The organism is Rhizorhabdus sp. GW822-FHT03C02 (genome assembly GCF_058801765.1).
The window spans coordinates 1-24,747 of record NZ_JBXANN010000017.1; the positions used below are offsets into that span (position 1 = coordinate 1).

The window sequence follows — 24,747 nt, forward strand, 5'->3', positions numbered from 1 at the left end:
AGGTTGGGCACCACCCGCCAGCCATGCCGACTATTTGTCGTCCTCGGCACATAAGCCTTCGAGCGCAGGCACAGAAGATTGTCCTCACGCATCAGCCGCAGCACCCGCTTATGGTTCGCCTGCCGGCCTTCACGGCTCAGAAGCGCCGATATCCGCCGATAGCCATAGTGGGGATTGGCAATCGACAGGCGCTGGATCTCATCGCGCAGATCCGTCTCCTCCCGCCGCGGAGCCGAGGCTTGCCAATGCCGGTAGTAGCCCGCCCGGCTCACACCGGCGAGCCTGCACATCGCTTCTATTCCTGGTTTGCCTTGCAGCCCGGACCCCGCCGTCATTTGGATGACCGCGTAGATGCCGTCTCGCCAACTACGCCTTTCGTCCGGCGTACTTCCTCGACCTGCCGCAAGGCTCGCTGAAAAAAATCAAGTTCGAGCTCCTGACGCCCGATCTTGCGCTCAAGCTCGCTGATCCGTTCCCGCGCTCTTTCCAGTTCATCCGACGCCACCGCCGACGGTATCGGAACTGAAACCTGGGGCTCCAGCACCGCACCCGTGCGCATCGCTCCGCGCTCAACCCTCGTCTGACGACCCGGACCCCGCAGCGCATCCGGACCACCCGCTCGAAACCGTTTGAGCCATTTGTAGAGATATTCTCGCGGTATCCCCAGTTCCGCCGCAAGCGCCTTCACATTCACCCCTGCTGCCATCCGGCTCAGCGCCGCCAGCTTATACTCTCGGCTGAACTCCCGCTTCTCCTCAATCTTCATCAGTCCCTCCATAAGAGACTGTTACCTTTTTCTCTGTCTCAATTCAGGGGGGCACTTCAGTCGCACGGTGGATGCTGAAACAAGTTCAGCATGACGAAGATTATCGCCTATCGGCCCGTCACGCCGCGAGCGCGGCCAGCGTTCCCGGGGTCAGCACCTGCGGCAGCACTTCGACCGGCGCGCCGGGCTTGTAGAACAGATAGAGCGGCACGCCCGAGCGCCCCTGCGCCTCGAGGAAGCGACCGATCGCGGGGTCGCCGTCGGTCCAGTCGCCGACCAGCGTCACGACCCCTTTGGCGGCGAAGGCCTGGCGGACCTCGGGGCGCTCGATCGCCGCTTTCTCGTTGACCTTGCAGGTCAGGCACCAGTCGGCGGTGAAATAGACGAACACCGGCTTGCCCTGCCCGGTCAGCGCGGCGAGCCGCGCTTCGCTGAACGCCTCGGTGCCCTCGGTGCCGACCGCGGCGTTCGCCGGCGCGGCGCGCGGCACGACCGCCGCGACCGCCAGCGCGACCGCGACCAGCGGGACCGCCGGCGCCCAGGCGAAGCGGCGCCCGGCATATTGGCGGCTGCCGACCCACCACAGCCCGAGGCCGAGCAGCACCGCCGCGGCGAGGCCCAGGCTCATGCCGTCGACCCCGGCCTGGCGGCCGAGGATCCAGGCGAGGCCGAGCGCGGTGGCGAACATCGGCACCGACAGGATATGGCGCAGCCGGTTCATCCAGGCGCCGGGCTTCGGCAGCCGGCGACGAAGCGCGGGCACGAAGCCGATCAGCAGGAACGGCAGCGCCAGGCCGAGCCCGAGCCCCGCGAAGATCGCGATCGCGGCGGCGGTCGGCAGGATCAGCGCGACGCCGAGCGCACCGGCCATGAACGGCCCGGTGCACGGGGTCGCGACGAAGGCGGCAAGCACCCCGGTCCAGAAGGATGGCGCCAGTCCCTCGCCCTTGGTGAGCCCCTCGCCGACCCCTATCGTGCCGAGTTCGAACAGCCCGGCGAGATTGAGGCTGATTGCGACCACCAGCAGCAGCAGCAGCAGGATCACCCGCGGGTCCTGGAGCTGAAACGCCCACCCCACCGTCGCTCCGCCGGCGCGCAGCGCGAGCAGCGCCACCCCGAGCGCGACGCAGCTCAGGATCACCCCGCCGGCATAGGCGATCGCCTCGCTGCGGGCATGGCGTGCGGTCTCGCCCTGGCGGGCCAGGCTCAACGCCTTCAGGCTGAGGATCGGGAAGACGCACGGCATGATGTTGAGCAGCAGCCCGCCGAGGATCGCTCCGCCCAGCGCCAGCAGGAAGGTGGCCGCCAGCCCGGCGTCCTTCGCCGAACCGTCCGACGCCGCGATCGCGGCACCGGCGGCGGGAACCTTGCCCGGACGCGCGACCAGCGAAAGCCCCTGATCGGTGCCGATCGCGAGCACCCCGGTCAGTTCCTTGACCGGCTTGGCCGCGCTCGTCGCCTTGACCTCGACGATCAGCCGGTCGCCGTTGCGGCTGATCGCCTGCGGCGCGGCATAGTCGATCACCCCGTCGACCGCCGGGAAGAAATAGGGATCGGCGACCGGCCTGCCCTGCGGAAACGGGATGGCGATCCGGACGAGATCGCCCTTGCGCTCGAAACTTGCCGGCTGTGCCAGCGGCAGCGGCATCTTCGCGCGCCACCCGTCGAACCGGGCGCGTGCCGGCGGATCGACCGTACCGTCGCCCGCGACCAGATCGATCGCGACCTTGCCATGCTCGGGGACGCAGGTGGACGGCGAACAGGCGAGCCAGTTGACCTCGCCCTCGACCCGGATCTGCGCGCCGGGCCGGACATTGGCGGGGATCGTCAGGCTGGCGAGCAGCGCATAAGGCCGTTCGTAGATATAGTTCATCAGCCCCTGGACGACGAGCCGGCCAGGCACCGGATGCCTCAGGCCGACGACCGATGCGCCCGGCGGCAGCCGCCACTCGACGCTGGTCGGGATGCCGGCATCGCCGGGATTTTCCCAATAGCCGTGCCAGTCATGCTCGGGCTTCATCACCAGCGCGAGCGCGACCCGGCTGCCCGGTGCGGGGCGCATCGTCTCGGCCTCGATCGAAACCGCGATATGGTTGGTCGCGGCCTGCGCCCCGGCCATGGGAAGCAGCGCGAGCATCAGCGCGAACAGTCTCAGGATCATCGCCCGGCTATAGGCCGGCGCCGCGCGCGCGGGAAGCGATTAGAGTTCGCGTTCGGCGCTGTACGAATATCCGCCGGCGCCGGCGACGAAGCCCGCCGAACGCAGCCGGGCGGCGACCGCGGCGGGCGGGCTCTGGACCGTCGCGTCGACCCGATATTTGCGCAGCGACAGGATCTGGAGCTGCTCGCGTTCGCGGCCGCTCGCACTCGCCATGTCGAGGGTCAGCCGGCCGTCGCGGCACAAGGCGGGGCCGCTGAATCCGCCCGGCGCCGCATAGGCTTCGGCCGCGCCCGGCATATAGGCGCGCGCCTGGCCGCTCGCGTCGGCGCATTCGCCGCCGGGGAAGCGCGCGCTCAGCTTGTCGAGGATCAGCGTCATCGCGGCGGTCGCCCCGGTGCCGGCGATCTGCGGCAGGCCGATGCTCAGATCGTCGACCCCCGCCCCGCCGATGCCATAGCTGAAGCCGCCCTTCACCCGCGACACGGCGTCACCGCCTTCGAGGGCGAGCGCGATCCGTCCCCTGGCGATCTGCGCCAGCGACATCGAACTGCTGATATCGCCGAGCGCCACCTTGCCGAGCTGCGCGCCATAGATGTGGCCCGACCAGAGATTGCCGTCGACGCCATTATGGCTGAGCCCCGCCCGGTCGAGCATCGTGAATTTGAGCGCTGTCTCGAGCGGGATCATCGCCACGCCCGCGCCGATCGCCAGCAGCACCGCCAATATCAGGAAAATCGCCCGCATGCCTCGCTCCCCTCTCCCATTCCGCGCGGTCGGTCGCCGCGTCGAATCGAAGCTATAGGCGAAACCCCGGCACCCCAGAAGCACAGTGCGATCAGCCCCGGCCCGGCCCTGCGAAGCCCTGCATGTAGCGCGCCCATTGCAGTCCGATCACCATGCCCTTGACCGGCTGGATCGCCAGCAGCGCCATGACCAGCGCCAGCCCGGGCCACAGGATCATCTGCACCCCCGTCGACATGTCATAATGGAGATTGACCGCGACGATCGCCGGCGCAAGCAGATGGCCGATGACCAGCACCACCAGATAGGCCGGCAGATCGTCGGCCGTCTGCACGCTCCAATCCTGTCCGCAGGCCGGGCAATGATCGACCGGTTTCAGGAAACGGGCGAACAGCCGGGTCTTGCCGCAGGATGGGCAGGTGCCGCGCGCGCCGCGGATCAGCGCCTCGCGCAGATCGCGCTTGACGCGAGGTGTCGGGTTTTCGGTCATGGCCTGGGCCCTATCAGATGCACCATCGCGTGCCGAGAATGATCGAAGACGAATCCAGTGCGGTTCGGCAAGGCCAGAAAATGAAAGAGCCGGTTGCGATGGTGGGGGCCACGCAACCGGCTCAATCCTCGGTTCCGCGAAACGGGCCGACCGTTGGGGGTAGCCGGCCGCTTCATCGGAACGAACGGCGACCGAGAGGATGCACCGTCGCGACCGCTGATGCTCAGGAAGCGCACAACAAACCAGTTTCTCTCCGTCTCTGTAACCGTTACATTCACATTTCCCGATCCGACGATTCGGTGCCGGCCGTCGTTGGATGCGCGATTTCCCCGATAGCCGATCGAAATGGATAGCCGATTGACATGGATAGCCGACCCGAATGACGATCGCGGATGAAGTGGCGGTGGACGTGATCGGGGACGACGGCGCACCGCTCGCACCGTCATCGGAACAGGATGGCTCGGTGTCCGACTTTGCCCGGGCAATGCGCGAAGAATTATCCAGGATATTGGCTTCGGCCGAATTTTCGCGTGCTCCGATCATGAAACGGCTGCTGAGTTTCCTGGTCGACGAAACCGTCGCCGGGCGTGGCGACCAGCTCAAGGCCTACGCCGTCGCGGTCGACGGCCTCGGCCGGGCGCCCGATTATGACGCGCGCGCGGACAGCTATCCGCGGGTCCAGGTCGGGCGTCTTCGCCGGATGCTGGCCGATCATTATAGCCGCTCGCCGGCCGACGACCGGCCGCGAATCGACATTCCGAGCGGGCGTTACAAGGTCCACATGATCGCCGACGGACCGATTTCCGTCGAAATCGCACCGACCGAGACGCCGCCGTCCGCCCCCGTCGTCGTCTGGCAGAAGCTGGCGATGCAAACCGGGCTGCTGAGCGGACTGCTGCTGCTCGGAGCGATCGCGATCGCCACGCTGCTGCCGCACAGCGCCGCCATCGCCACCGAAGGCAAGCCGATGCTCGAACTGGTCAGCACGGTCCCGCGCGGAACCGATCCCGATGTCGAAAGCCTGGTGCGCGCGGCGATGCTCGACGGTCTGCGGCGCAGTACGATCTTCGACGTGCGCACTGCGCGCCGCGCCGGCTCGGTCGATCCTCGCCCGGTTCCGGCCAAATATCGGCTCGCGACCGAATATGGCGGCGGTGCGCGGGCACGACAGATTCAGATCAGATTGTGGAAACTCGGTCCCGATCGGCTGCTATGGTCGACCAACATGAGCTTGCCCGCCCGCGGCGAGGATCAGCGGATCGCCGACGCGCTTGCCCCCGCGATCGCCACGATCGGCAGGGTCGACGGCGTCGTCGCCAAGAGCGAACTCGGCGAAGTGAAGGTCGAGGCCGCCAACGGTTATGACTGCCTGTTGCTGTTTCACCGCTATCGCCGCGAACGCCTGCCGGAAGATCGCGCGTCGATCGAGCAGTGCGTCGGGAAAGGCCTGATCGCCGATCCCGAAAATGCCGACCTCCATGCCGCGCAAGCCGATCTGCTGCTCACCAGCCTGACCCGTCTTGCCGATGGCGCCCGCGCGGACGCACTGCTGAACGCACAGCGCCATGCCGAACTGGCGACGACGATCGACCCGCTCGATGCCTGGGCGAACTCGACCCAGGCGCGCGTTTCGATGACGACCGGCGCCTGCCCGAGCGCGGTCCGGATTGCCGCCCGGGCATCGGAACTCAACCCTTATGATCCCGCATTGCTCGCGGATTCGGCGATGACCTTCGTCAGCTGCGGCGACCCCCGCGCCGAACCCACTGTCCGCCGCGCGATCGCCCTCGACGACGGCCCCGACGGCCGTTTCTATCAGCCGCTGGTGCTGGTCGCGGTCGATCGTGGCGACGTCGTGCTGGCGCGCGATTCGCTGGCGCGGATGACCCCGCCGATGATCGGCCGGCGTCCGCGTTTCTATCTGATCTCGGCGATCGGCTATGCGATGATCGGCGACGACGTCCGCGCGCACGCCGCGTGGAAGCAGTTGGCGATCATCGATCCGCGGGTCAACGCCGCTCCCGGCCGTTTTCTCGACGCGATGAGCGTTCCCCCGGGGCTGCGCGCCAAGGCGATGGAACATTTGCGGCGCGCCGGACTGGTCTGAGCGCCGGCCAGGCGCGCAGCCCGCGGCGCTCCCTCGACGGAACGCCGCCCGTCAGGCCGGGTCCTGCATCGCGGTCAGCAGAGCCTCGGTCTCGCGCCGCGATTGCGCCTCGTCGGCGGCATAGAGCGCGAATTCGTCGAGCACCGGGCCGCCCAGCGCCGTCTCGAACCGATCACGCGCGCCACCCGCGCGATACGCCGAGCGCGCTTCCCCGCCCAGATTTGACTGGAAGATCCCGGCCGCACTGACCGGCAGAAAATCCTCGTAGATGATCGGATCGGCGGCGATATGCCCCGACCGGATCGCAGCGTCGATCGAAACGGGTGCCGGCCCCTCGCCCGCCCCGGTCGGACGATAGCGGAAATAGGCCAGCCCTTGTTCGCGCAATGCGACCCAATCGTCGGGCAGTTCATCGAACCCGTCGCCGGGCGACGCCAGCAGCCTGTCGTACAGCGCGCGCCCCTTGGGAGTCAGGGCGATACCGCGCTGCTCGACCTCGCCGAAACGGGCGGTATGGCTACCCGCCACCACGTGGCCATCGGCATCGGGAAAGGCGATCGACTCATCTAGCGCCTTGAAGCTGGTCTGGCGCAGCAGCACCGCGCAGCGCCGGCGCGGCGGCCCTTCGATCGCATCCTTCGCCTTCATGCCGTGCGACGGCATCGCCGCCTGGATCGCATCGATATCGAGCGTGCGCGGGGTGAGATGGTTGATATGCGGTCCGCGAAAGCTCACCACATCGGCGATCAGCCGATGCGCCTCCAGCAAAGCGGCATAGGTCGGCTGGTCGACCACCGCCTCGGCATGCCAGCGGAAGGTCTCGATGAGTTCACGCACGAAATCGTCGGCGGCCCGTTCGGCGAGCCCGCCCTCGGCCTCGGCCCGTTCGATCAGCGCCTCGGCGGCCGGGGTGACGATCCGGCGCCGATCGAGCGCGGCGGCGGCGCGCGCGCGCAGATCGCCATCGTCGATCAGGTCGAGCCGGAGCAGCGATGTGAACACCCTGAACGGATTGCGTTGCAACCCCGCCTTGTCGATCGGTCGAAACGCGGTCGAATGCACCGGCACTCCCGCAGCGGCGAGGTCATAATAGCCGACAGCGTGCATGTTCATCACCGCAAAGGCGCGGCGGATCAGTGAAAGCTCAGCCGCGGTTCCGACCCGGATCGCGCCATGGCGTTCACCGGCGAGGCGTTCGAGTTCACCGCCGCGGCTCAGCCGATCGGCCAGCGCCGGATCGGCCGCGAGCGTGTCGCGGTTCACGCGGTCGACCAGATCGACCAGCGTGCCATATTGGGGCACCTCGGCCCGGTACATGTCCGACATCGCGCGGGCGAAACGCGATCGGATGGTGTCTGCATCGATGAACGTCATCGTACGACCATAGAGCGATATGCCGCCCGGTGGAATCCGCCGTCGGCATGTCGCCGGAAGAAACCGCCGATCGCCCGCAATGACCGGTCCGCGCGCCGCCGGAACCGCGGGCGATGCGGATCGCCCGCCCTCCAGCGACATGCAGGACCGGCGTTACAGCCCGGGCATGCCCGCCTGCATCAGCATCTGCATGTAGACATGCATGCGCCGTGCGGTTTCGTCGGTGAGTTCGATGAAGATCCGCCGGCCATCGAACGGATCGGCGACCCGCCGGAAGAAACCGGCATCGGTCAGTTGCTTGATCCAGCGCAGCGCGGTGGTCGCGGGTACCGCCGCAGCGATGCACAGGCTGGACACCGCCACCGCCCTGCCCTCGAGCCGGGCGGCGGTCAGATCGAGCATCATGTCCCAAGCGGGATCGGCGAACAGGTCGGGGCCCAGATATTGTTCGCGCAGGCGGCGCGCCCGGATCACCGCGCGCACCAGCGCCGGATCGACGCTGCCCGGTTCGAGCATCCCGCCCCCGGGTAGCGACAGCGCCGTATCGATGGCATCCCCCGACAATTCGTCGCCTTCGGCTTCGGACAGCGCGGCCAGGGTCCGCGCAATCCGACCGACCTCCTCGCTCAATTTCTGGAAGGCGTTGCCGCCGGCCTTTCGACTCCGGCTGCGATGGCGCGTGACCTGCTCGCCCCCAATATCACCGCTCGCACGCTCCGCCACGCTCCCCTGCCGGCCAAGCTGCCCGAAGACCGGCTCCACCGCCGCGACCGGAACCCCTTGTCCCACCCGCGACGCCACGGGCCGGCCCGTATCGATCTTCCCGCAGTTCAAGTCCCCATATCCGAGGACGGTGGGCACATTTTCCCAATCGGCCATGGCCGTCTCCCAACTTCGAGATGTGATTTGATACCGTCGATAGCTGCGGGCCTACGTTCGGTATCTGTTCCAGAATAACAACCGGAACGGATAAGTCAGCCCCCAATATATCTAAAATGGACAGAATTTTGCGAACCGCTCGCAGGCGGAACATCGGTCGACGACTTTTCGTTTTCGGACGGGACATGCAATCGAGGAGCAGCGTCGTGGCCGGCAAATATGAAGCACGCAATAATCAGGGCAATCACGTCGTCGCCGGCGACGACCCGCTGGCGTTGCGCGTGCTCAAGGAAGAGCATCATATCTTCCGCAAGCTGTTCGACGAGGCCCGCGACGCCGGTGAGGCTCGGCTGGTCGCAATCGCCCGCGAATTGTGCATGCGGCTGACCGTTCATATGACGATCGAGGAAGAAATTCTCTACCCGGCACTCAAACCGGTGATCGGCGCCGACGAAGTCGACGAAGGAATCGTCGAACATCAATCGGGCAAGCGCATCATCGCCGAACTCGAACAGCTCGACGGCAATGAGGAATTGTTCGGATCCAAGGTCCATGTCCTCGGCGAGGAGACCATCCACCATATCGACGAGGAGGATGACGACCTGTTCGAGGATGCGAAGAAAGCGCATGCCAAGGGCAAGGTCGACCTTGACGCGCTCGGCGAAAAGCTCCGCGCCCGCCAGGCGAAGCTTTACGACGACATCGCCGCGACCGGCGAGACCGGCAAGACCTGTGAGGCCGAGGCCGACGAGGTCGAGCGGGTCTGAAGCCGGCGCCGCTCGACCGCTGATCGCTTGACCCACGGCGCGTCCCGCGCCAATCCCCGGGCGAACAAGGGGATGGGTCAATGCACCAAGCCGAAATCGCCGCACCGTCGACGCGCCGCGTCCTGATCGCGAGCCTCGTGGGCACTTCGGTCGAGTTTTACGACTTCTATATCTTCGCGACCGCCGCCTCGCTGGTATTCGGGCCGCTGTTCTTCGGCGGCTTCGCGCCCTCGACCCAGTTGATCTGGTCCTATGCGCTGGTCGGTCTGGCCTTTCTCGGTCGGCCGCTCGGCGCCTGGGCGTTCGGTCATTTCGGCGACCGGATCGGGCGCAAGTCGACCCTGGTCGCCTCGCTGATGGTGATGGGCAGTTCGACGATGCTGATCGCCTTCCTGCCCTCCTATGAGGCGGCGGGATGGGTCGGCGCGGCGCTGCTCGCGCTGCTTCGCTTCGGCCAGGGCTTCGGTCTCGGCGGCGAATGGGGCGGGGCGGCGCTGCTCGCGGTCGAAAATGCGCCGCCGCACTTGAAGGGTCGTTACGGCATGTTCCCGCAACTGGGGGCGCCGGTCGGCTTCATTGCCGCCAACGGGCTGTTCCTGATCCTCGGGCTGACGATGACGCCCGAGCAGTTCACCGCCTGGGGCTGGCGGATTCCTTTCCTCGGTTCGGCGCTGCTTGTCGGGCTCGGCCTGTGGGTCCGGCTCAAGCTCACCGAGACGCCGGCCTTCAAGGCGATGCTTGCCGAAGCCGAGCCGCCCAAGGTGCCGATCGCCGAACTGTTCCGCAGCCATCTGGCGGCGACCTTCGCCGGCACTTTCGCCGCGGTCGCCTGCTTCGCGACCTATTATCTCGCGACCACCTTCGCGCTCGGCTACGGCACCAAGACGCTCGGCATTCCGAAGACCACCTTCCTGTCGGTCCAGCTCGTCAGCATATTGTTCATGGCCGCGGGCATCGCGCTCGCCGGCTGGTGGTCCGATGTGAAGACCCCGCGCTATGTGCTGATCGCGGGCTGTATCGGCACGATCGCCACCGGCCTGCTGCTCGGGCCGATGTTCGCGGGCGGCGCGCTCAAGCCGATCTTCGCTTGGCTGGCGCTCGCGCTGTTCATGATGGGCTTCGTCTATGGGCCGCTCGGCGCCTTCCTGCCGTCGCTGTTCCCGCCGCGGGTGCGCTATACCGGCGCGTCGATGACCTTCAACATCGCCGGCATCCTCGGCGCCGCGCCGGTGCCCGCGGTCGCCCAATATCTCGCCGAACGCGGCGGCCTGTCCTATGTCGGCTATTATCTGAGCGCCGCGACGCTTGTCAGCCTCGCCGCTCTGTGGTGGACAAGGCATCATGACCAGAGGATGATGTAGATGTTCTTCAACTTCCTGGAAGAGCTGCGCCTCGCCGGCATTCCAGCGAGCCTGAAGGAAAGCCTGACCCTGATCGACGCGCTCCAGCGCGACACGATCGACATGTCGCCCGAGCAATTTTATTATCTGAGCCGCGCGACCTATGTGAAGGACGAGAGTCTCTACGACAAGTTCGACCAGGTCTTCGCCAAGGTCTTCAAGGGCCTGGAGAGCGATGGCGATGCCGACGGCAAGGACATCCCCGAGGACTGGCTGAAGGCGGTCACCGAGAAATTCCTGACCGACGAGGAGATGGAAAAGCTCCGCGCCGAGGGCAAGAGCTGGGACGACATCATGAAGGCGCTCCAGGATCGCCTCGACGACCAGAAGGGCCGCCATCAGGGCGGCAACAAATGGATCGGTACCGGCGGCACCTCGCGCTACGGCAATTCGGGCGCCGCGCCCGAAGGGGTGCGGATCGGCGGCGCCTCGCGCAACAAGCGTGCCTTCAAGGTGTGGGAGAAGCGCGAGTTCCGCAATCTCGACAAGGATGTCGAGCTCGGCACCCGCAACATCAAGGTCGCGCTGCGCCGGCTGCGTCGCTTCGCCCGCACCGGCGCGGCCGAGGAGCTCGATCTCGACGAGACGATCGGCGGCACCGCGCGCCGCGGCTTTCTCGACATCCATATGCGGCCCGAGCGGCGCAATGCGGTGAAGCTGCTGCTGTTCCTCGATATCGGCGGATCGATGGATCCCTATATCAAGCTGTGCGAGGAGCTGTTCTCGGCGGCGACCGCCGAATTCAAGCATATGGAGTTCTTCTACTTCCACAACTGCCTGTACGAAGGGGTCTGGAAGGACAATCGCCGCCGCTTTGCCGAGCGGACCAACACCTGGGACATCCTTCACAAATATGGCCATGACTATAAGCTGATCTTCGTCGGCGATGCCGCGATGAGCCCCTATGAGATCACCCAGCCCGGCGGATCGGTCGAGCATTTCAACGAGGAAGCGGGTGCGGTCTGGCTGCGCCGGGTCGCCAATATCTATGGCTCGCTCGCCTGGCTCAATCCGGTGCCCGAGGAACAATGGCGCTTCTCGCATTCGACCGGGCTGATCAAGGAACTGGTCGGCGATCGCATGTATCCGCTGACCCTCGCCGGCCTCGAGGACGCGATGCGAGCACTCAGCCGCAAGAAATGACCCTCGCGCTTCCAGACGACATCGTCCAAAATGGAGCAGACACCGGCGACCGGTGCCGCGCTGCCTTCAAGCCGCCGCAATAATTCTCGACGCTCCCGCTTTCTCGGCGGGAGCAGCGATGCGCAATATTGTGATGATGCTGATCGCGCAGGCGGTTTCCGGTCAGGCCGATGGCGTAGATCCGACGATCCGCTTCGATCTCGCCCGGGTCGAACCGGTCGATCGGTGTAACGCCGACGCGGCGCAGGAGATCGTCGTCTGCGCGAAAGCCGGAGCGGATCCCAACCGCCTCCAGCAGCTTCCGGGCGCCGAACTCGAACAGGGCCCGATCAAGGCGGAGATGAACATCCTGGGCGCCGTGAAGGGCGCGATCGTCGTCGAGAGCAAACAGATCGGTCCGGCCGTCAGTCAACGCGCGATGGCGCGGATCACCTTGCCTTTTTAGACCTTCGCAGGTTCCAGATCGAAGCGCGCCAGATCGCGCCCTTCGGCATTGCAGATCGTCATCGTCAGGATGCGGCTGTGCGGGTCGATCTCGCCCAATCCGAAAAACTGCAGTCCCGCGCGCGGGCTGGTATCGACGACCGGCTCCGGCACCGCCGCAAACCGCACCTCGGCGCCGAAGGTCGGATCGACTGGGTTGCCCGCGAGATTGCCGGTGCCGGCGCTGATCGGACCAGCGACGAACTCCCAGAAGGGCGTGAAATCGCCGAAGGCCGCGCGATCGGGATGATAATGGAGCGCGACCGCATGGTGGACGTCGGCGCTGATCCAGACGGTGTTGGCGATGCCCTGCGCGTGGATGAAGCCGAGCAGATCGGCCAGTTCGGCCTCACGGCCGCCGGGTGCGCCGGGCTTGCCGTTGGCGATCCCCTCGATCCCGCCGGGCACCACATCCTTCATCAGGTCGGGCACGGTCAGCGACAGCGGCATGTCCGATGCGATCAGCTTCCAGGTAGCCTTCGACCTATGAAGCGCCTGTTTGAGCCAGGCGATCTGCTCGGAACCGAAGCTGCCGGAGCCGGGGGCAGCCGACGAGGCGCCGCCATTGGGCCCGCGCCGGCTGCGCGCGTCGAGGATGAAGACGTCGAGCAGCGGTCCCATCGCAAAGCTGCGCTCGATCCCGGCCAGCCCGGTACCGATCCGCATCGGGTTATAGTCGAGCATCGCCTGCCGCGCCCAGCGCGACAGGTCGCGCATCGGCGGCCCATCCTTCAGAACCTTGTCGGGAAACCAGTTGTTGCACACCTCATGATCGTCCCATTGGACGAGCATCGGCACCTCGGCGAGGAAGCGCCTTTTGTTCGCGTCCTGCAGATTATAGGCGAAGGCACCGCGAAAATCGGCAAGCGACGCCGCCGGCTTTTCCTTGGCGGGGGTTACGATGTTGCGCCAGACGCCGCCGCCGGGCAGCGCCACCTCCTCTTTCAGGGGAACATCGGCGTAGATCTGGTCGCCCTGGTGGATGAAGAAGTCGGGATGCTTGCGACGCATCGCCTCATAGATGCGGTAGCCGCCGAGATCGGGGTTGATGCCGAACCCCTGCCCGGCCTCGTCGCCGGCGAACGCGAAGCGGACCGGCCGAACCGGTCCGCCCGGCAGGCGAAGCCGTCCGTTCGTCCAGTCGCCGATCGCCCGAACATTGTCGGGATCGTGGAACGCCACGCGATAGTGAAGCTCCTGCCCCGTCGGCAGCCCAGCAAGATCGAGCTTCGCGGTCAGGTCGCCGTCGGGGGTCGCGAGTGGCCCGACCTGGCGCACCACCTTGCGGAAGTCCGGATCGGCCGACCATTCGACGATCATCCGCGCGGGGCGGTCGACCGCCGCCCAGATCATCGCGCGGTCGGCGAGCAGATCGCCGCTCATCACCCCATAGGGCATGACCGCCCGCGCGCTCTCCGCCGCGACGATCGCGGGGGCCCGGCCCGCCAGCCAGGTGGTGCCGGCGGTGGCGACCGCCCCCTTGAGCAGGTCGCGGCGGTTCATCGCGCCTTGACCGTCGCCAGCTTCGCGGTCGGCAGGGTCAGCCGATAGACCAGGATGACATTGTCGTTCGGCCCTTCGCCATGCGGAGCGTGCAGCGACGCATCGAACGCCTGGCCGTTGACGAACCCTTCGCGGGCCTCGAAGTCGTTGTCGTTGCCGATCAGCAGGAAATAATCGTCGGGCGCCGCCGGATCGAGCGCGGGGAGCAGGCCCATCGCCTCCTGCTTCTCCGACAGCGAGGTCGGGGTCGGCGGCGCGGTGTCGAGGTTCATTCCAAAGCGGCGCAGTTGCACCGGGTTGAGCATGTCGACCAGTTCGGTCTGGCGCACGGGCAAGATCCCCGCGGCCAGCCGGCCACCGACCGCGACCGGATCGATGCCGGTCTCGTAGCGGGTGCCGGCGAGATTGGTGGCCCCGTCGGTGTCGATCAGCAGCACGCTCTTGAACACCGGGGTCTTCGACGGCGCGGTCGCCGCCCCCCGCCCGATGCCGTCGCGCGCGAGCAGCAGATATTGATGATCGTTGAGCGCGACCATCTCCGACTGGGCCGCGGTGCGATCGGGCGCCCCACCATTGCCCGCCTCTTCATAGGTCGGCAGTTCGACGACATAATGGCCGATCGGCGCCTTGGGATGAGGGTTCCGGGCGATATCATAGACCAGCATCCGGACATTGTTGCGGCTGGCCTGGGTCGCGGGATCGCTGTCCTGGACCGTCGCCGACTGCAGCATCGTCACCAGATGGCGGCCATCGGGGGTGATCGTCAGCGCCTCGAGCCCCTGATTGTTGCGGCGGCCGCTGTCGCCGGGCTTGACGCTGTTGAAATCGACCTTGCCGCCGGTGCGCGGCAGCAGCGCCGGCACCGCCGGGATCGCGCCGAGCAGCCGGCCTTTGCGGTCGAAATGATAGATGCCCGCGGCATATTCGTCGGACACATAGAGGCTGCCGTCGCGCGCGGTGGCCAGCCCCTCGGAATCGAGGCTGATCCGGCCCGCGCCTTCGCCGGCCGCCGGGCTCGGCATCGCCACCCCGGCCTCGATCACGACATGGCTGCCGGGCTCCTTGCCAGTCATCGGCCGGCCGGCCTTGTCGGTCAGGAAGAGCCCGCCCGATGGTGTTATCTCGAGTTGGCGCTGCGACGCGGAGGCCTGGGGCAGATCGCCGGTTGCGGTATAAGGGCGAAGAATGATCGTGAAATCATTGATCCGGTTGCGATAATCGGTGGTGCCCTTGACCGAACCGACATCATTGGGACCGCGATCGGGCAGCGTGCGGATCCGGCCGCTATAGCTGCCGTCGGCATGACGGCGCCACGATGCGACGTCGACCGTCATCGACGAAAAGGAACCGAGCGTCTCACCCGCGAAATCGCGGCTGTCGGCGCTGAGCCGCCCCACCCCGACCAGACCATGGTTGACGAAGGTCGCGCCGGCGAAATCGACCGTCGCGTCGCCGGCGGTGCTGGTCAGATGCGGCGTGGTGACGCTGATCGGCTGGGCAAAAGCCGCGCCCGACCAGCACAGGAGAAGCGCGATCCGCGACAAAGGGCTCATCGACGTCCTCGAATGCATGGCGGTGACCGCGGCGGACCGTAAACCGATCCGCCGCGGCCGCCTATCCGATCAGAACTTGAAGCGAGCGGTCACGCCATAGGTGCGCGGGTTGCCCGGATAGCCCTGGATCACCCCGGTCGCGCGGGTCAGGCCGAGCAGGTTGATGTAATAATGCTTGTTGAACAGATTCTCGGTCCACAGCTGCAGGTCGAGCTTGTCGTTCATCAGCAGCGTACCGACGCGCAGGCTGGCGAGCGCATAGCTGTCGATCTGCGCGGCCGGATCGAGGGTGATGGTGGTGTTCTGGGTCGAACGCCAGTTGACGTCGAACAGACCATAGGCCTTCACGCTGTCGGTGATCTCATGGGTATAGTCGACGGTGAAGTCGGCGGTCCATTTCGGCGCCCAGGCGACCTGGCGGCCGGTCAGATCACAGGTCAGCGCGGTCGACTGCGCCGGGCATGCCGAGTTGCGGAACGACGAATAATAGGCCTTGTCATAGCCGATGAAGCCCTTGGTGTGCAGGCCCGGGAACAGCCAGGTCTGCGCTTCGAGCTCGACGCCCTTCGAGGTCAGCGACCCGACATTGGCGAGGAAGCGCACCGCGGCGCCGGCACCCAGCGACTGGTTCGCCTGATAATTCTTCACCTTGGTGTGGAAGGCGGTCAGGTTGATCAGCACCCGGTTGTCGAAGAACTGGCTCTTGAGGCCGATCTCGAAATTGTCGGCGACCTCGCCCTTCACCGTCTGCTTCGCGCCGAGCGCAATCGCCGAACCGACGCTGGTGTCCGGGTTCGACGAGTTGTAGGGCAGCAGGTTGAAGCCCGCCGATTTGTTGCCGCGGGCATATTTGCCGTAGACGAACACCGATGGCGTGACCTTGTAGTTGACGCCGACCTCGCCCGAGAGCGAGCTGTCCTTGAGGCTGGTGTCGCCATGGCCGAGCTGGGCATTGGCGGTGCTCGGCGACAGCGCGTTGAGCTGCGCGGTGGTGAGCGCACCCGGATTGGCCTCGACCACACCGTCATAGAGATAGGAACGGTCTTCCCAGGTCTGGCGCAGACCGACGTCGATCGCCAGGCGGCGCGCCTCGTCGGGATGCCAGGTCAGGTTGCCGAACAGCGCGTCGGTGTCGGTATGGAACACCGCCTGGCTGCGGTACGTCGTCCCGGTCAGCCTTGTGGCGTAGGCACCCTGGGCCCAGGTCCGTCCCGCGACGTTCGGGAAGATCGTCGCCGACGGATTGGCCGCGAAGATGTTGTATTGGGTGCCGAAGCGGAAGCGCGAGTCGACCTGGAGCCGCTGGCGGCTGAGGAAGCCGCCGAAGGTCGCCTCGATCGGCTTGTCCTGCGGGGTCGAGAAGCGCAGTTCCTGCGAGAACTGATGTTCCTTGTTGCACGATCCATAGTCGTTGATCGCGTCGAGCTGGGTGAAGTCGTTGTCGTTGTTGGTGAAGCACGACCATTTTTCATAGCCGGTGATCGAGGTCAGGTTGCCGAGATCGCCCAGCGCCCAGTCGATCTGGCCGCTGGCGCTGTCGAGCTTGGTCTTGGCGTTGAGCGCGCTGTCGATGTTGACCGCGCGGTCCTTGAAATTGCTCGTCAGCAGCGTGTAGCCCGCCGCGGTCATCCGCGCCTGCAGGGCGGCCGGATTGTACACCGACAGGATCACCGGCGAGATCGTCGGGAAGCTCTGCCGGCCATGGGTGCCGATGATGCGGATCGTCAGATCCTCGGTCGGAGTCGCGAGCAGCTGGCCACGCAGGCCCCAGCCCTGGCGCCCGTTCTGCGCGGTCTCGGGATGGTAGAGGTTGGGATAGGTGCCATCGCGGTCGCTGTAGAAACCCGACAGCCGGATCGCGAGCTTGTCGGCGATCAGCGGGCCGGTGACGCTGGCCTTGAATTCCTTGAAGTCGAAATTGCCGATCGTCGCCTCGCCGGTCGCGCCGAGATCGAAGCTGGGCTTGAGCGTGTTGATGATCACCGCGCCGGCGGTGGTGTTCTTGCCGAACAGCGTGCCCTGCGGGCCGCGCAGCAGCTCGACATCGGCGATATCGTTGAAATCGCTCGACACCATGCCCTGGCGGCCGGTGTAGACACCGTCGACGAAGATGCCGACCGAACCGTCGATGCCGTCGGTGTTGAAGCCGTTGTTGCCGATGCCGCGAATGCCCAGGTTCAGCTGCTTGGGATTGGTCAGGAACACCGAGAAGGCAGGAAATTTATACTGGAAATTGGTGAAGTTGACGAGGTTCTGACGGGTCAGTTCGAGCGGGGTGATCACCGTCACCGGGATCGGGACATCCTGAACATTCTCGTTGCGCTTGCGGGCGACCACGGTGATCTCGTTCGCAGCCGCGTCCTCCGCGGCCTCGGCCCCATCGGCGGGGGCGGCGGCGGTCTGCGCCTGCGCGATCGCCGCGCCAGCCAGAAGGCTGCCGGACAAGAGAAGTTGAACGGCAATCCGCAGCGGACGCCGGCCGATGATCCCGACCATGATATATATTTCCCTTTTATATGCACGAGACGCGCATGCGACTTCACCTTCGTTCCGGCGCAAAAACCCAAACGAATATCTTTATCTTGCGGTCTTATGATTGTTGCGATGCGACCTTGGGGCCGTCCCTAGGCGCGATCTGCTACATTAATGTGACAATTGTTGCCGTTTGACGAAAGCGCGGCACCGCCCGCTCAGCCATGGCCTCGCCCCTGCGCGGCCCATGTTCCGGCGGCCACGCCATCGCGTTCAAGGATGTAACGGCCATGGAGGTTGACGGTGGGGTCGCAGTGCGGCGTCGCCAGCACGATCCGGTCGCCGATCGATGGCCGGGCGGCATCGGGCGGCAACTCCAGCATCCCGAATTCGTCGCCCATGAAGCGATATTCGCTGTCGATCGGCGCCCCCGCCAGGACGAGCGGCCGCCCGCCATCGGTCGCAAGCGCCTTCACGCCGGCATCGATCGTGACGAATCCGGCATGGTTCGCGCTGACCACGGTCGCATGGACGCTCAGCGCGGTCTCGAACGGCGGCGCCCCACTGCCGTCGAGATCGCAGTCGAGATATTCGGCGTCCATGAAGATATAGGAGCCGGGCTGGATCTCGGTCAGCAGCCCCGCCTCGGCATCGATCCGGTGGGTGCCGGTGCCGCCCCCGGTGACGACCGCAGGTGCGAGACCGGCCGCCTCCAGCGCAGCGATCGTCGCCTCCAGCCGCAGGTTGCGCGCCGCGATCGCCGCACGCCGGTCGGCAAAATCGGCGATATGCTGCTCGCCGCCGCAGTAGAACTGGATGCCGCGATAATCGAGGGCCGGCTGCGCGGCGATCGCCCGTGCGACCGCGACCGCCTGGGCGGGATCGGCGACCCCGGTGCGATGGAAGCCCGGGTCGACGTCGACGAAGACGCCCAGCCGCGCGCCCTCCGGCACGATCGCCGCGAGCGCCGCGACGACGTCGGCATGATCGACCACCATCGCCAGGTCGATCCCGCCAGCGATCAGCCCGACCGCCCGTACCAGCATCGGCGGCGCGACGATCGGCGAGGTGATCAGGATCGACGGCACCGCGACCGCCAGTTGCTCGGCCTCGTGCAAGGTCGCGCAGCATATGCCCACCGCCCCGGCCGCGACCTGCCGCGCGGCGATCTCGCGGCATTTGTGGGTCTTGGCGTGCGGGCGCAGCGCGAGCCCGTTGGCCGCCGCGAAGGCCGCCATCCTGTCGATATTGCGATCGAACCGGTCGAGATCGAGGACGAGGCAAGGTGTGGCGGGCAGGATCGTCATGGATTTCCGACTGTAGCGGGTTGGCCGATCGCGCCGGACATCCGGTCCGACGAAACCGAGATGTCATGGCGACGGACCGGGCGCAACCGCCGGTCGGTGTCGTGCACGAAGCCCGATTGCGGAACGAAGCCTCCGCCCCGGGGGTTTGCCAATCGACACCGAAAAGGAATGCCCGATGAGCGACGCCCCCGCCGAAACCACCGAGCCGACCAACCTGTTGCTGGCGTCGAACCGGATCGACGGGATCAAGGTCGCCACCCGTGACGGTGCGTCGCTGGGAACCGTCCATAGCCTGATGCTCAACAAGCGCTCCGGCCGCGCGACTTATGCGATACTGAGCCTCGGCGGCTTCCTCGGCATGGGACGCAGCTATTACCCACTGCCGTTCGACCTGCTGTCCTACGACCCCGTCGCCGACGGCTATATCGTTACGGTCGACCGCCGGCTCCTCGAGGGCGGCCCGAGCTGGGCCAGTAATCCCCCCGAGTTCAACCAGGCTTATGCCGACCGGGTCTCGAACTATTATGGCGTTGCGCCGATCGATCTGTCGGTGGACTGATCGACGCCCGGCCCGCGCCGATCTAGAACCCCATCGCCTGGCGCAGGAACTGGTCGCTCTTGGCCAGCATCTCGGTGCGAACCTTCGAATCCTCGAGATAATGATCGAGCCCGTTCAGCGTCACCAGTTCGTAGCGGGCGCCGGCGTCCTTGAGCTTCGCCGCCATCAGCCGGGACTCGCCGATCTGGACATTGCGATCGAGCGATCCGTGGAACATCAGCACCGGAACCTTGATGCGGCCCGCATTCTGCGCCGGTGACCCTTCGCGGATATGCGGGCCCTGGCCGATATAGTCGCTGACGACGCGAAAATTCGACCAATATCGCGATTCCTCCTTGAGCGCGGCGAGATCGGTCACCGGTGCGATCGCGACCACTGCCTTGAACAGGCCCGGGTCGACGACCGCCGACTGCAGCGCCGCGTAGCCGCCATAGGACCAACCGACGACACCGAGCTTCGCCGGATCGGCGATCTTCTGCGCGACCAGCCAGCGGCCGCCGTCAAGAACGTCGCCGATCGCGGTGCGCCAGGAACGGAAGCCGTTCTGCTGGAACCAGGCATCGCCATAGCCCGCCGAACCCCGGAAATTGGGCTGCAGCACCGCATAACCGCGCGCGACGAAATATTGCGACAGCCAGTCGAAACCCCATTCGTCGCGCGCACTGGGTCCGCCATGCGGCAGGACGATCGCGGGCAGCCCCGTGGCACTCTCCTTGCCCGGCGGCAGGGTCAGATAAGCGGGGATCATCGTTCCGTCCGCCGCGGGATACTGGATCGGCTTCACCGTTCCGAGCGGGACGTCGAGCAGCGCGTCGCGCAGATTCATCAACGGCCGCAACTGCTTGGTCGTCCGATCGAGCAGATAATAAGCGCCCGGATCGATGTCGCTGCCAGCGAATATCAGCAATTTGCTCTCGTCGACGCTCGCACCGACCACCTTCACCGCGGGCTGCTTGGGCAACGCCTTGCTCAGCGAGTCGGCCAGCTTTTTTATGTCCGGATCCGAGTAGACGACATGGCGGACGTCGGTGGCATAGGCGACGCCGACCACCCGATTGCGACGTCCGATCCGCACCGGGCCGTCGACGTCGACATCGTCGCGGGCGTAGACGATGTCCTGCTTGAACCTCCCGTCGAGGGTCAGCGAAGCGAAGGCCTTGCGGCCATCCTTCTTGACCAGTCCATAAGCGAGGTTGCGGTCATGATCGACCGCGAGCGGATAGAAGCCCTCATCGGTCAGGACATTATACTGGCCGAGCAATTCCCACTCGCGGCTTCCCGGCTTGCGATAGGAGAAGGACCTGATCGGCGAATCCATCCCGGTCGATCGCTGCAGGATCTCTTCCTTGATCCGCACGGTGCCGCGGCCGTCGCTGATATAATCGATCGCCTCCGGGTCGGCGGGTTCGACCCGCTTGGGCGCCAGCGTCCGCGTGTCGACCCGATCGACGCCGATGCCTTCCTTGTCCGAGCCGAACCGCGACCCGAGGTGCGAATCGGGAAGATAGTTGCGGGTCATCAGCACCGAACCATTTTCGTCCGGAAGCCAGTCGATCACCGATCCTCCGTCCAGTTGGAGACCTCGGCTGTAGATATTCTGTTTGGTGCTCAGCGCGATCAGGTTGCTGCCGTCGTCGCCGATCGCGATCATTCGCGTGAAGGGAAGAATCTCGCCGGCGCTGTTGTCGACCACGCCATAAAGTTCGCAGGCGAGGCGGTCATTGGCAGCCCAGTCGCACCGCACCAGCCTCTCCGGATTGCCACTCGCGACCGTCACGAGGCGCGGCTTGGCTCCCTCCTCGAGCTTCGTGACGTAAAGCGCCGAACCTTGCCCCTCGGTCGGTTTGACATAGGCGATCTTGGTGCCGTCGGGCGACAGGCTGATCGCGTCGATGTCGGGCCTGGCACCGAACATGGCGGCGGTTTTCTGCCCATCCTCGACGGCATGCGCCGGATAGAAAGCGAGCCCCGCCAGCAGCGCGGCCATCATATAACGTGAAGTGGTCATCGATCCCCCCGGAATCCGGGTTCCGTCTCATGGGCCGTGAACGGCGTCAACGGACGGAAAGGCGGCCCGCGCCGGAATCGTCTCCATTTTGGTGGGATCGTGCCGACCGGCTACCCGGGCCGGTCGGCACGCGGCCTGTCGCCTCAGCCCGCCAAATTATGCAGTGCGCACAGCTTGTTGCCGGCGGGATCGCGCAGATAAGCGAGGTAGAGCCTGCCCATCTGGGAATCGCGCGGCCCCGGGGGATCCTCGCAGGTCGAGCCGCCATGGGCCAGACCCGCGGCATGCCAGGCGTCGGCGCGCTCGGGCGAGCCCGCGACGAAACCGACGGTGCCGCCGTTGGCGCATGACGCCGGCTGGCCGTTGATCGGCTTGCTGATCATCAACACCCCGGTCGGGGTAGCGTAGATCACCCGGCCCTTGGCGTCGATAAAGCCCGGTGCGATATCGAATGCCCCGAGCGTCGCATCATAAAAGACCTTGGATGCCTCGATATCGTCGGCACCGACCATGACATGACTGAACATATACCTCTTCCTCCCTCTCTTACGCGCCAGCCGCGCCCCTATGCACGACGCCCCCCGTCATCGGAAACGGTGCGCCGGTGGTTCCGGGAAAGCTGATCGGCAGACCGGCGAGCGCACGCACCGCCATATAGGCGAAGCCCTCGGCCTCGGTGGCGTCGCCGTTCCAGCCCAGCGCCTCGATCGGCTCGACGGCGATTCCGCACGCCGCCGCGATCATCGCCATCAGCGTCGCATTGTGGCGGCCGCCGCCGGCGACGATCAGCCGGCCCGGCCGCGCCGGCAGATGATCGAGCGCCCGCGCGACCGTCTCGGCGGTGAACGCGGTCAGCGTCGCCGCACCATCGGCCGCCGACAGCCCGCGCGCCGGCTGGATCGTGAAATCGGCGCGATCGAGCGACTTTGGCGGCGGTGCATCGAACCAGCGATTGTCGAGCATCGTGTCGAGCACGGTGCGATCGACCGTACCACGCGCGGCGAAGGCGCCGTTGGCGTCGAAAGGCGATCCGGTCTCGGCGAGCATCCAGTCGTCGACCAGCCCGTTGGCCGGGCCGGTGTCGAAGGCGATCACATCCTCGTCGCGCTCGCCGAGCCAGGTGATGTTACCGACCCCGCCGAGGTTGAGCACCGCGACCGGCGCCGCGAGCCCGGACGTGAGGGCGCGGTGGTAGACCGGCAGCAGCGGTGCCCCCTGCCCGCCCGCGGCGACATCGGCCGATCGCAGATCGTTGACCACGGTCAGCCCGAGCGCCTGGGCCATCGCCTGGCCGTCGCCGATCTGCCAGGTCCAGCCGCGATCGGGACGATGGGCGATCGTCTGGCCGTGGAAGCCGACGACATCGACCTTGTCCGCCGCGACCCCGGCATCGGCGAGCAATTGCCGGACCGCCGCGACATGGCGCCGGGTCAGCATCGCCTCGGCATCGGCGATCTTCGCGCTCTCGCGCGGCGCATCGAAGCTCAACGCCAGCGCCGCCGCCTCGCGCAGCTGGTCGCGCGCCTGCGGGCTATAGGGATCGGAGCGAAAGGCGATCGGCCGGATCAGCCCGGCGCCGTCGGTCTCGATCAACGCGGCGTCGATCCCGTCGAGCGAGGTCCCCGACATCAATCCCACCGCCAACATGCTGCCCATCCCCGCTACCCTTCACCGGTTGCCCATGCTAATCGCCCGCCCGCTATGACCGAATATCGCTCCGATCTGCTGCGCACGCTCGATGCGCGAGGCTATATCCATCAGATGACCGACGCCAGCGCGCTCGACGCACTGGCCGCCCGGCAGGTCGTGCCGGGCTATATCGGCTTCGATCCGACCGCGCCGTCGCTCCATGTCGGCAGCCTGGTCCAGATCATGCTGCTGCGCCGCCTCCAGCAGGCCGGGCACAAGCCGATCGTGCTGATGGGCGGCGGCACCGGCAAGATCGGCGATCCGACGCTGCGCGAGGAAGCCCGCGGGCTGCTGACGCTCGACGTGATCGCGTCGAACGTCGCCTCGATCCGGCGGATCTTCGAGAATTTCCTGACTTTCGGTGACGGCCCGACCGACGCGATCATGGTCGACAATGCCGACTGGCTCGACAAGCTCGAATATATCCCGTTCCTGCGCGACATCGGCCAGCATTTCTCGATCAACCGGATGCTGAGCTTCGACTCGGTCAAGCTGCGCCTCGACCGCGAACAGTCGCTGAGCTTCCTCGAGTTCAATTACATGATCCTCCAGGCCTATGATTATCTGGAGCTGTCGCGCCGTGCCGGCTGCCGGCTGCAGATGGGCGGGTCCGACCAGTGGGGCAATATCGTCAACGGCGTCGAACTGTCGCGCCGGGTCGACGGCACCGAAGTGTTCGGGGTCACCACCCCGCTGCTCACCACCGCCGACGGCAAGAAGATGGGCAAGACGCTGTCGGGCGCGGTCTGGCTCAACGAGGATGCGCTGCCGGCTTATGATTATTGGCAGTTCTGGCGCAACACCGACGACCGCGACGTGGGGCGCTTCCTGCGGCTGTTCACCGACCTGCCGCTCGACGAGATCGCCCGGCTCGAGGCGCTCGACGGTTCGGAGATCAACCAGGCCAAGATCATCCTCGCCAACGCGGCGACGACGATGTGCCGCGGCGCCGAAGCCGCCGCCGCCGCCGCCGAGACCGCACGCAAGACCTTCGAGGAAGGCACCACCGGCGGCGACCTGCCGACCTTCGCGGTGCCCGGCGGATCGATCGCGCTGGTCGACGCGCTGGTCGCGCTGGGCCTCGTCAAGTCGAAGGGCGAGGCGCGCCGGCTGATCCAGGGCGGCGGCGCCCGCATCGAAGGCGAGAAGGTTTCGGACGAGGCCGCGCTGGTGACCGTCGGCGACACGCCGGTGAAGCTGTCGGCGGGCAAGAAGGCGCACGGGGTGCTGACGCGGTGAGCCTGCGCAACACCCCTAAATCCGTTCGTGTCGAGCGTAGTCGAGACACCCTGCGGCCACGGCTCAACGGGGTGTCTCGACTACGCTCGACACGAACGGTTAGGCT

The 24,747-nt window shown here is 66.4% G+C and carries 20 protein-coding genes and 1 pseudogene; 7 read left to right on the forward strand and 14 right to left on the reverse strand.

Annotation, left to right across the window (positions count from 1 at the left end; genetic code table 11):
• The 5 genes from AC1RM6_RS27555 to AC1RM6_RS27575 all read right to left on the reverse strand — a co-directional run.
• Positions 1-290 (reverse strand): IS3 family transposase (locus tag AC1RM6_RS27555; protein WP_493107329.1); only part of this gene is annotated, 290 nt, incomplete at its 3' end.
• Between the two features lie 41 nt (positions 291-331).
• Entirely contained in the window at positions 332-766 is a 435-nt protein-coding gene (locus AC1RM6_RS27560) for a helix-turn-helix domain-containing protein (protein ID WP_493107331.1), read from the reverse strand.
• A gap of 118 nt (positions 767-884) precedes the next feature.
• Complete coding sequence (locus AC1RM6_RS27565; RefSeq protein WP_493107333.1) at positions 885-2,927, reverse strand: protein-disulfide reductase DsbD family protein; 2,043 nt, start codon at positions 2,925-2,927, stop codon at positions 885-887.
• Between the two features lie 39 nt (positions 2,928-2,966).
• Positions 2,967-3,671: a type II secretion system protein N gene (gene gspN / locus AC1RM6_RS27570; RefSeq protein WP_493107335.1), complete on the reverse strand. Its 705-nt coding sequence runs from the start codon at positions 3,669-3,671 to the stop codon at positions 2,967-2,969.
• 91 nt (positions 3,672-3,762) lie between these two features.
• Positions 3,763-4,158, reverse strand: a complete 396-nt coding sequence (locus tag AC1RM6_RS27575) for a DUF983 domain-containing protein (RefSeq protein ID WP_493107337.1) — start codon at positions 4,156-4,158, stop codon at positions 3,763-3,765.
• Between the two features lie 541 nt (positions 4,159-4,699).
• On the opposite strand from AC1RM6_RS27575, the gene AC1RM6_RS27580 reads away from it, so the two are divergent.
• Positions 4,700-6,265, forward strand: coding sequence for a tetratricopeptide repeat protein (locus AC1RM6_RS27580; RefSeq protein ID WP_493107338.1), 1,566 nt, complete (start codon positions 4,700-4,702; stop codon positions 6,263-6,265).
• Between the two features lie 51 nt (positions 6,266-6,316).
• Here the strand turns inward: AC1RM6_RS27580 and AC1RM6_RS27585 are convergent, their stop codons facing one another.
• Positions 6,317-7,639, reverse strand: a complete 1,323-nt coding sequence (locus AC1RM6_RS27585; protein ID WP_493107340.1) for a VOC family protein — start codon at positions 7,637-7,639, stop codon at positions 6,317-6,319.
• Between the two features lie 153 nt (positions 7,640-7,792).
• A pseudogene (locus AC1RM6_RS27590) lies at positions 7,793-8,128 on the reverse strand (winged helix DNA-binding protein); the annotation flags it as partial.
• 596 nt (positions 8,129-8,724) lie between these two features.
• On the opposite strand from AC1RM6_RS27590, the gene AC1RM6_RS27595 reads away from it, so the two are divergent.
• From AC1RM6_RS27595 to AC1RM6_RS27610, 4 genes are all read left to right on the forward strand, one after another.
• Positions 8,725-9,285: a hemerythrin domain-containing protein gene (locus tag AC1RM6_RS27595; RefSeq protein WP_493107341.1), complete on the forward strand. Its 561-nt coding sequence runs from the start codon at positions 8,725-8,727 to the stop codon at positions 9,283-9,285.
• An 80-nt stretch (positions 9,286-9,365) separates the two neighbouring features.
• A complete protein-coding gene (locus AC1RM6_RS27600) occupies positions 9,366-10,646 on the forward strand; it encodes an MFS transporter (protein WP_493107342.1) in 1,281 nt (426 codons plus the stop codon).
• On the forward strand, positions 10,647-11,828 hold the full coding sequence (locus AC1RM6_RS27605; protein ID WP_493107344.1) for a vWA domain-containing protein: 1,182 nt from the start codon (positions 10,647-10,649) through the stop codon (positions 11,826-11,828).
• Between the two features lie 118 nt (positions 11,829-11,946).
• Positions 11,947-12,273, forward strand: a complete 327-nt coding sequence (locus tag AC1RM6_RS27610; protein ID WP_493107346.1) for a hypothetical protein — start codon at positions 11,947-11,949, stop codon at positions 12,271-12,273.
• Here the strand turns inward: AC1RM6_RS27610 and AC1RM6_RS27615 are convergent.
• From AC1RM6_RS27615 to AC1RM6_RS27630, 4 genes are all read right to left on the reverse strand, one after another.
• Positions 12,270-13,814 (reverse strand): alkaline phosphatase D family protein, encoded by a 1,545-nt coding sequence (locus AC1RM6_RS27615; protein WP_493107347.1) that lies wholly within the window; start codon positions 13,812-13,814, stop codon positions 12,270-12,272. The two genes, AC1RM6_RS27610 and AC1RM6_RS27615, sit on opposite strands and share 4 nt — an antisense overlap.
• Positions 13,811-15,367, reverse strand: a complete 1,557-nt coding sequence (locus AC1RM6_RS27620) for an esterase-like activity of phytase family protein (RefSeq protein WP_493107349.1) — start codon at positions 15,365-15,367, stop codon at positions 13,811-13,813. The genes AC1RM6_RS27615 and AC1RM6_RS27620 overlap by 4 nt, the downstream gene beginning before the upstream one ends.
• Before the next feature lie 69 nt (positions 15,368-15,436).
• Positions 15,437-17,812, reverse strand: a complete 2,376-nt coding sequence (locus AC1RM6_RS27625; RefSeq protein ID WP_493107351.1) for a TonB-dependent receptor — start codon at positions 17,810-17,812, stop codon at positions 15,437-15,439.
• A 245-nt stretch (positions 17,813-18,057) separates the two neighbouring features.
• Positions 18,058-19,146 carry an alanine racemase gene (locus AC1RM6_RS27630; protein ID WP_493107352.1) on the reverse strand — a complete coding sequence of 363 codons (1,089 nt, stop codon included), beginning with the start codon at positions 19,144-19,146 and terminating at the stop codon, positions 18,058-18,060.
• Positions 19,147-19,321: 175 nt separating this feature from the next.
• On the opposite strand from AC1RM6_RS27630, the gene AC1RM6_RS27635 reads away from it, so the two are divergent.
• Complete coding sequence (locus AC1RM6_RS27635; protein ID WP_493107354.1) at positions 19,322-19,705, forward strand: PRC-barrel domain-containing protein; 384 nt, start codon at positions 19,322-19,324, stop codon at positions 19,703-19,705.
• Between the two features lie 22 nt (positions 19,706-19,727).
• Here the strand turns inward: AC1RM6_RS27635 and AC1RM6_RS27640 are convergent, their stop codons facing one another.
• The 3 genes from AC1RM6_RS27640 to AC1RM6_RS27650 all read right to left on the reverse strand — a co-directional run bounded on the left by AC1RM6_RS27640 (position 19,728) and on the right by AC1RM6_RS27650 (position 23,360).
• Positions 19,728-21,713: an alpha/beta hydrolase family protein gene (locus tag AC1RM6_RS27640; protein WP_493107356.1), complete on the reverse strand. Its 1,986-nt coding sequence runs from the start codon at positions 21,711-21,713 to the stop codon at positions 19,728-19,730.
• Between the two features lie 143 nt (positions 21,714-21,856).
• Positions 21,857-22,240, reverse strand: coding sequence for a VOC family protein (locus AC1RM6_RS27645; RefSeq protein ID WP_493107358.1), 384 nt, complete (start codon positions 22,238-22,240; stop codon positions 21,857-21,859).
• 19 nt (positions 22,241-22,259) lie between these two features.
• Positions 22,260-23,360, reverse strand: coding sequence for an anhydro-N-acetylmuramic acid kinase (locus tag AC1RM6_RS27650; RefSeq protein ID WP_493107479.1), 1,101 nt, complete (start codon positions 23,358-23,360; stop codon positions 22,260-22,262).
• A gap of 54 nt (positions 23,361-23,414) precedes the next feature.
• Between AC1RM6_RS27650 and tyrS the strand changes: the two genes are divergently transcribed.
• Positions 23,415-24,641 carry a tyrosine--tRNA ligase gene (gene tyrS, locus AC1RM6_RS27655; protein WP_493107360.1) on the forward strand — a complete coding sequence of 409 codons (1,227 nt, stop codon included), beginning with the start codon at positions 23,415-23,417 and terminating at the stop codon, positions 24,639-24,641.
• Positions 24,642-24,747: the final 106 nt, after the last annotated feature.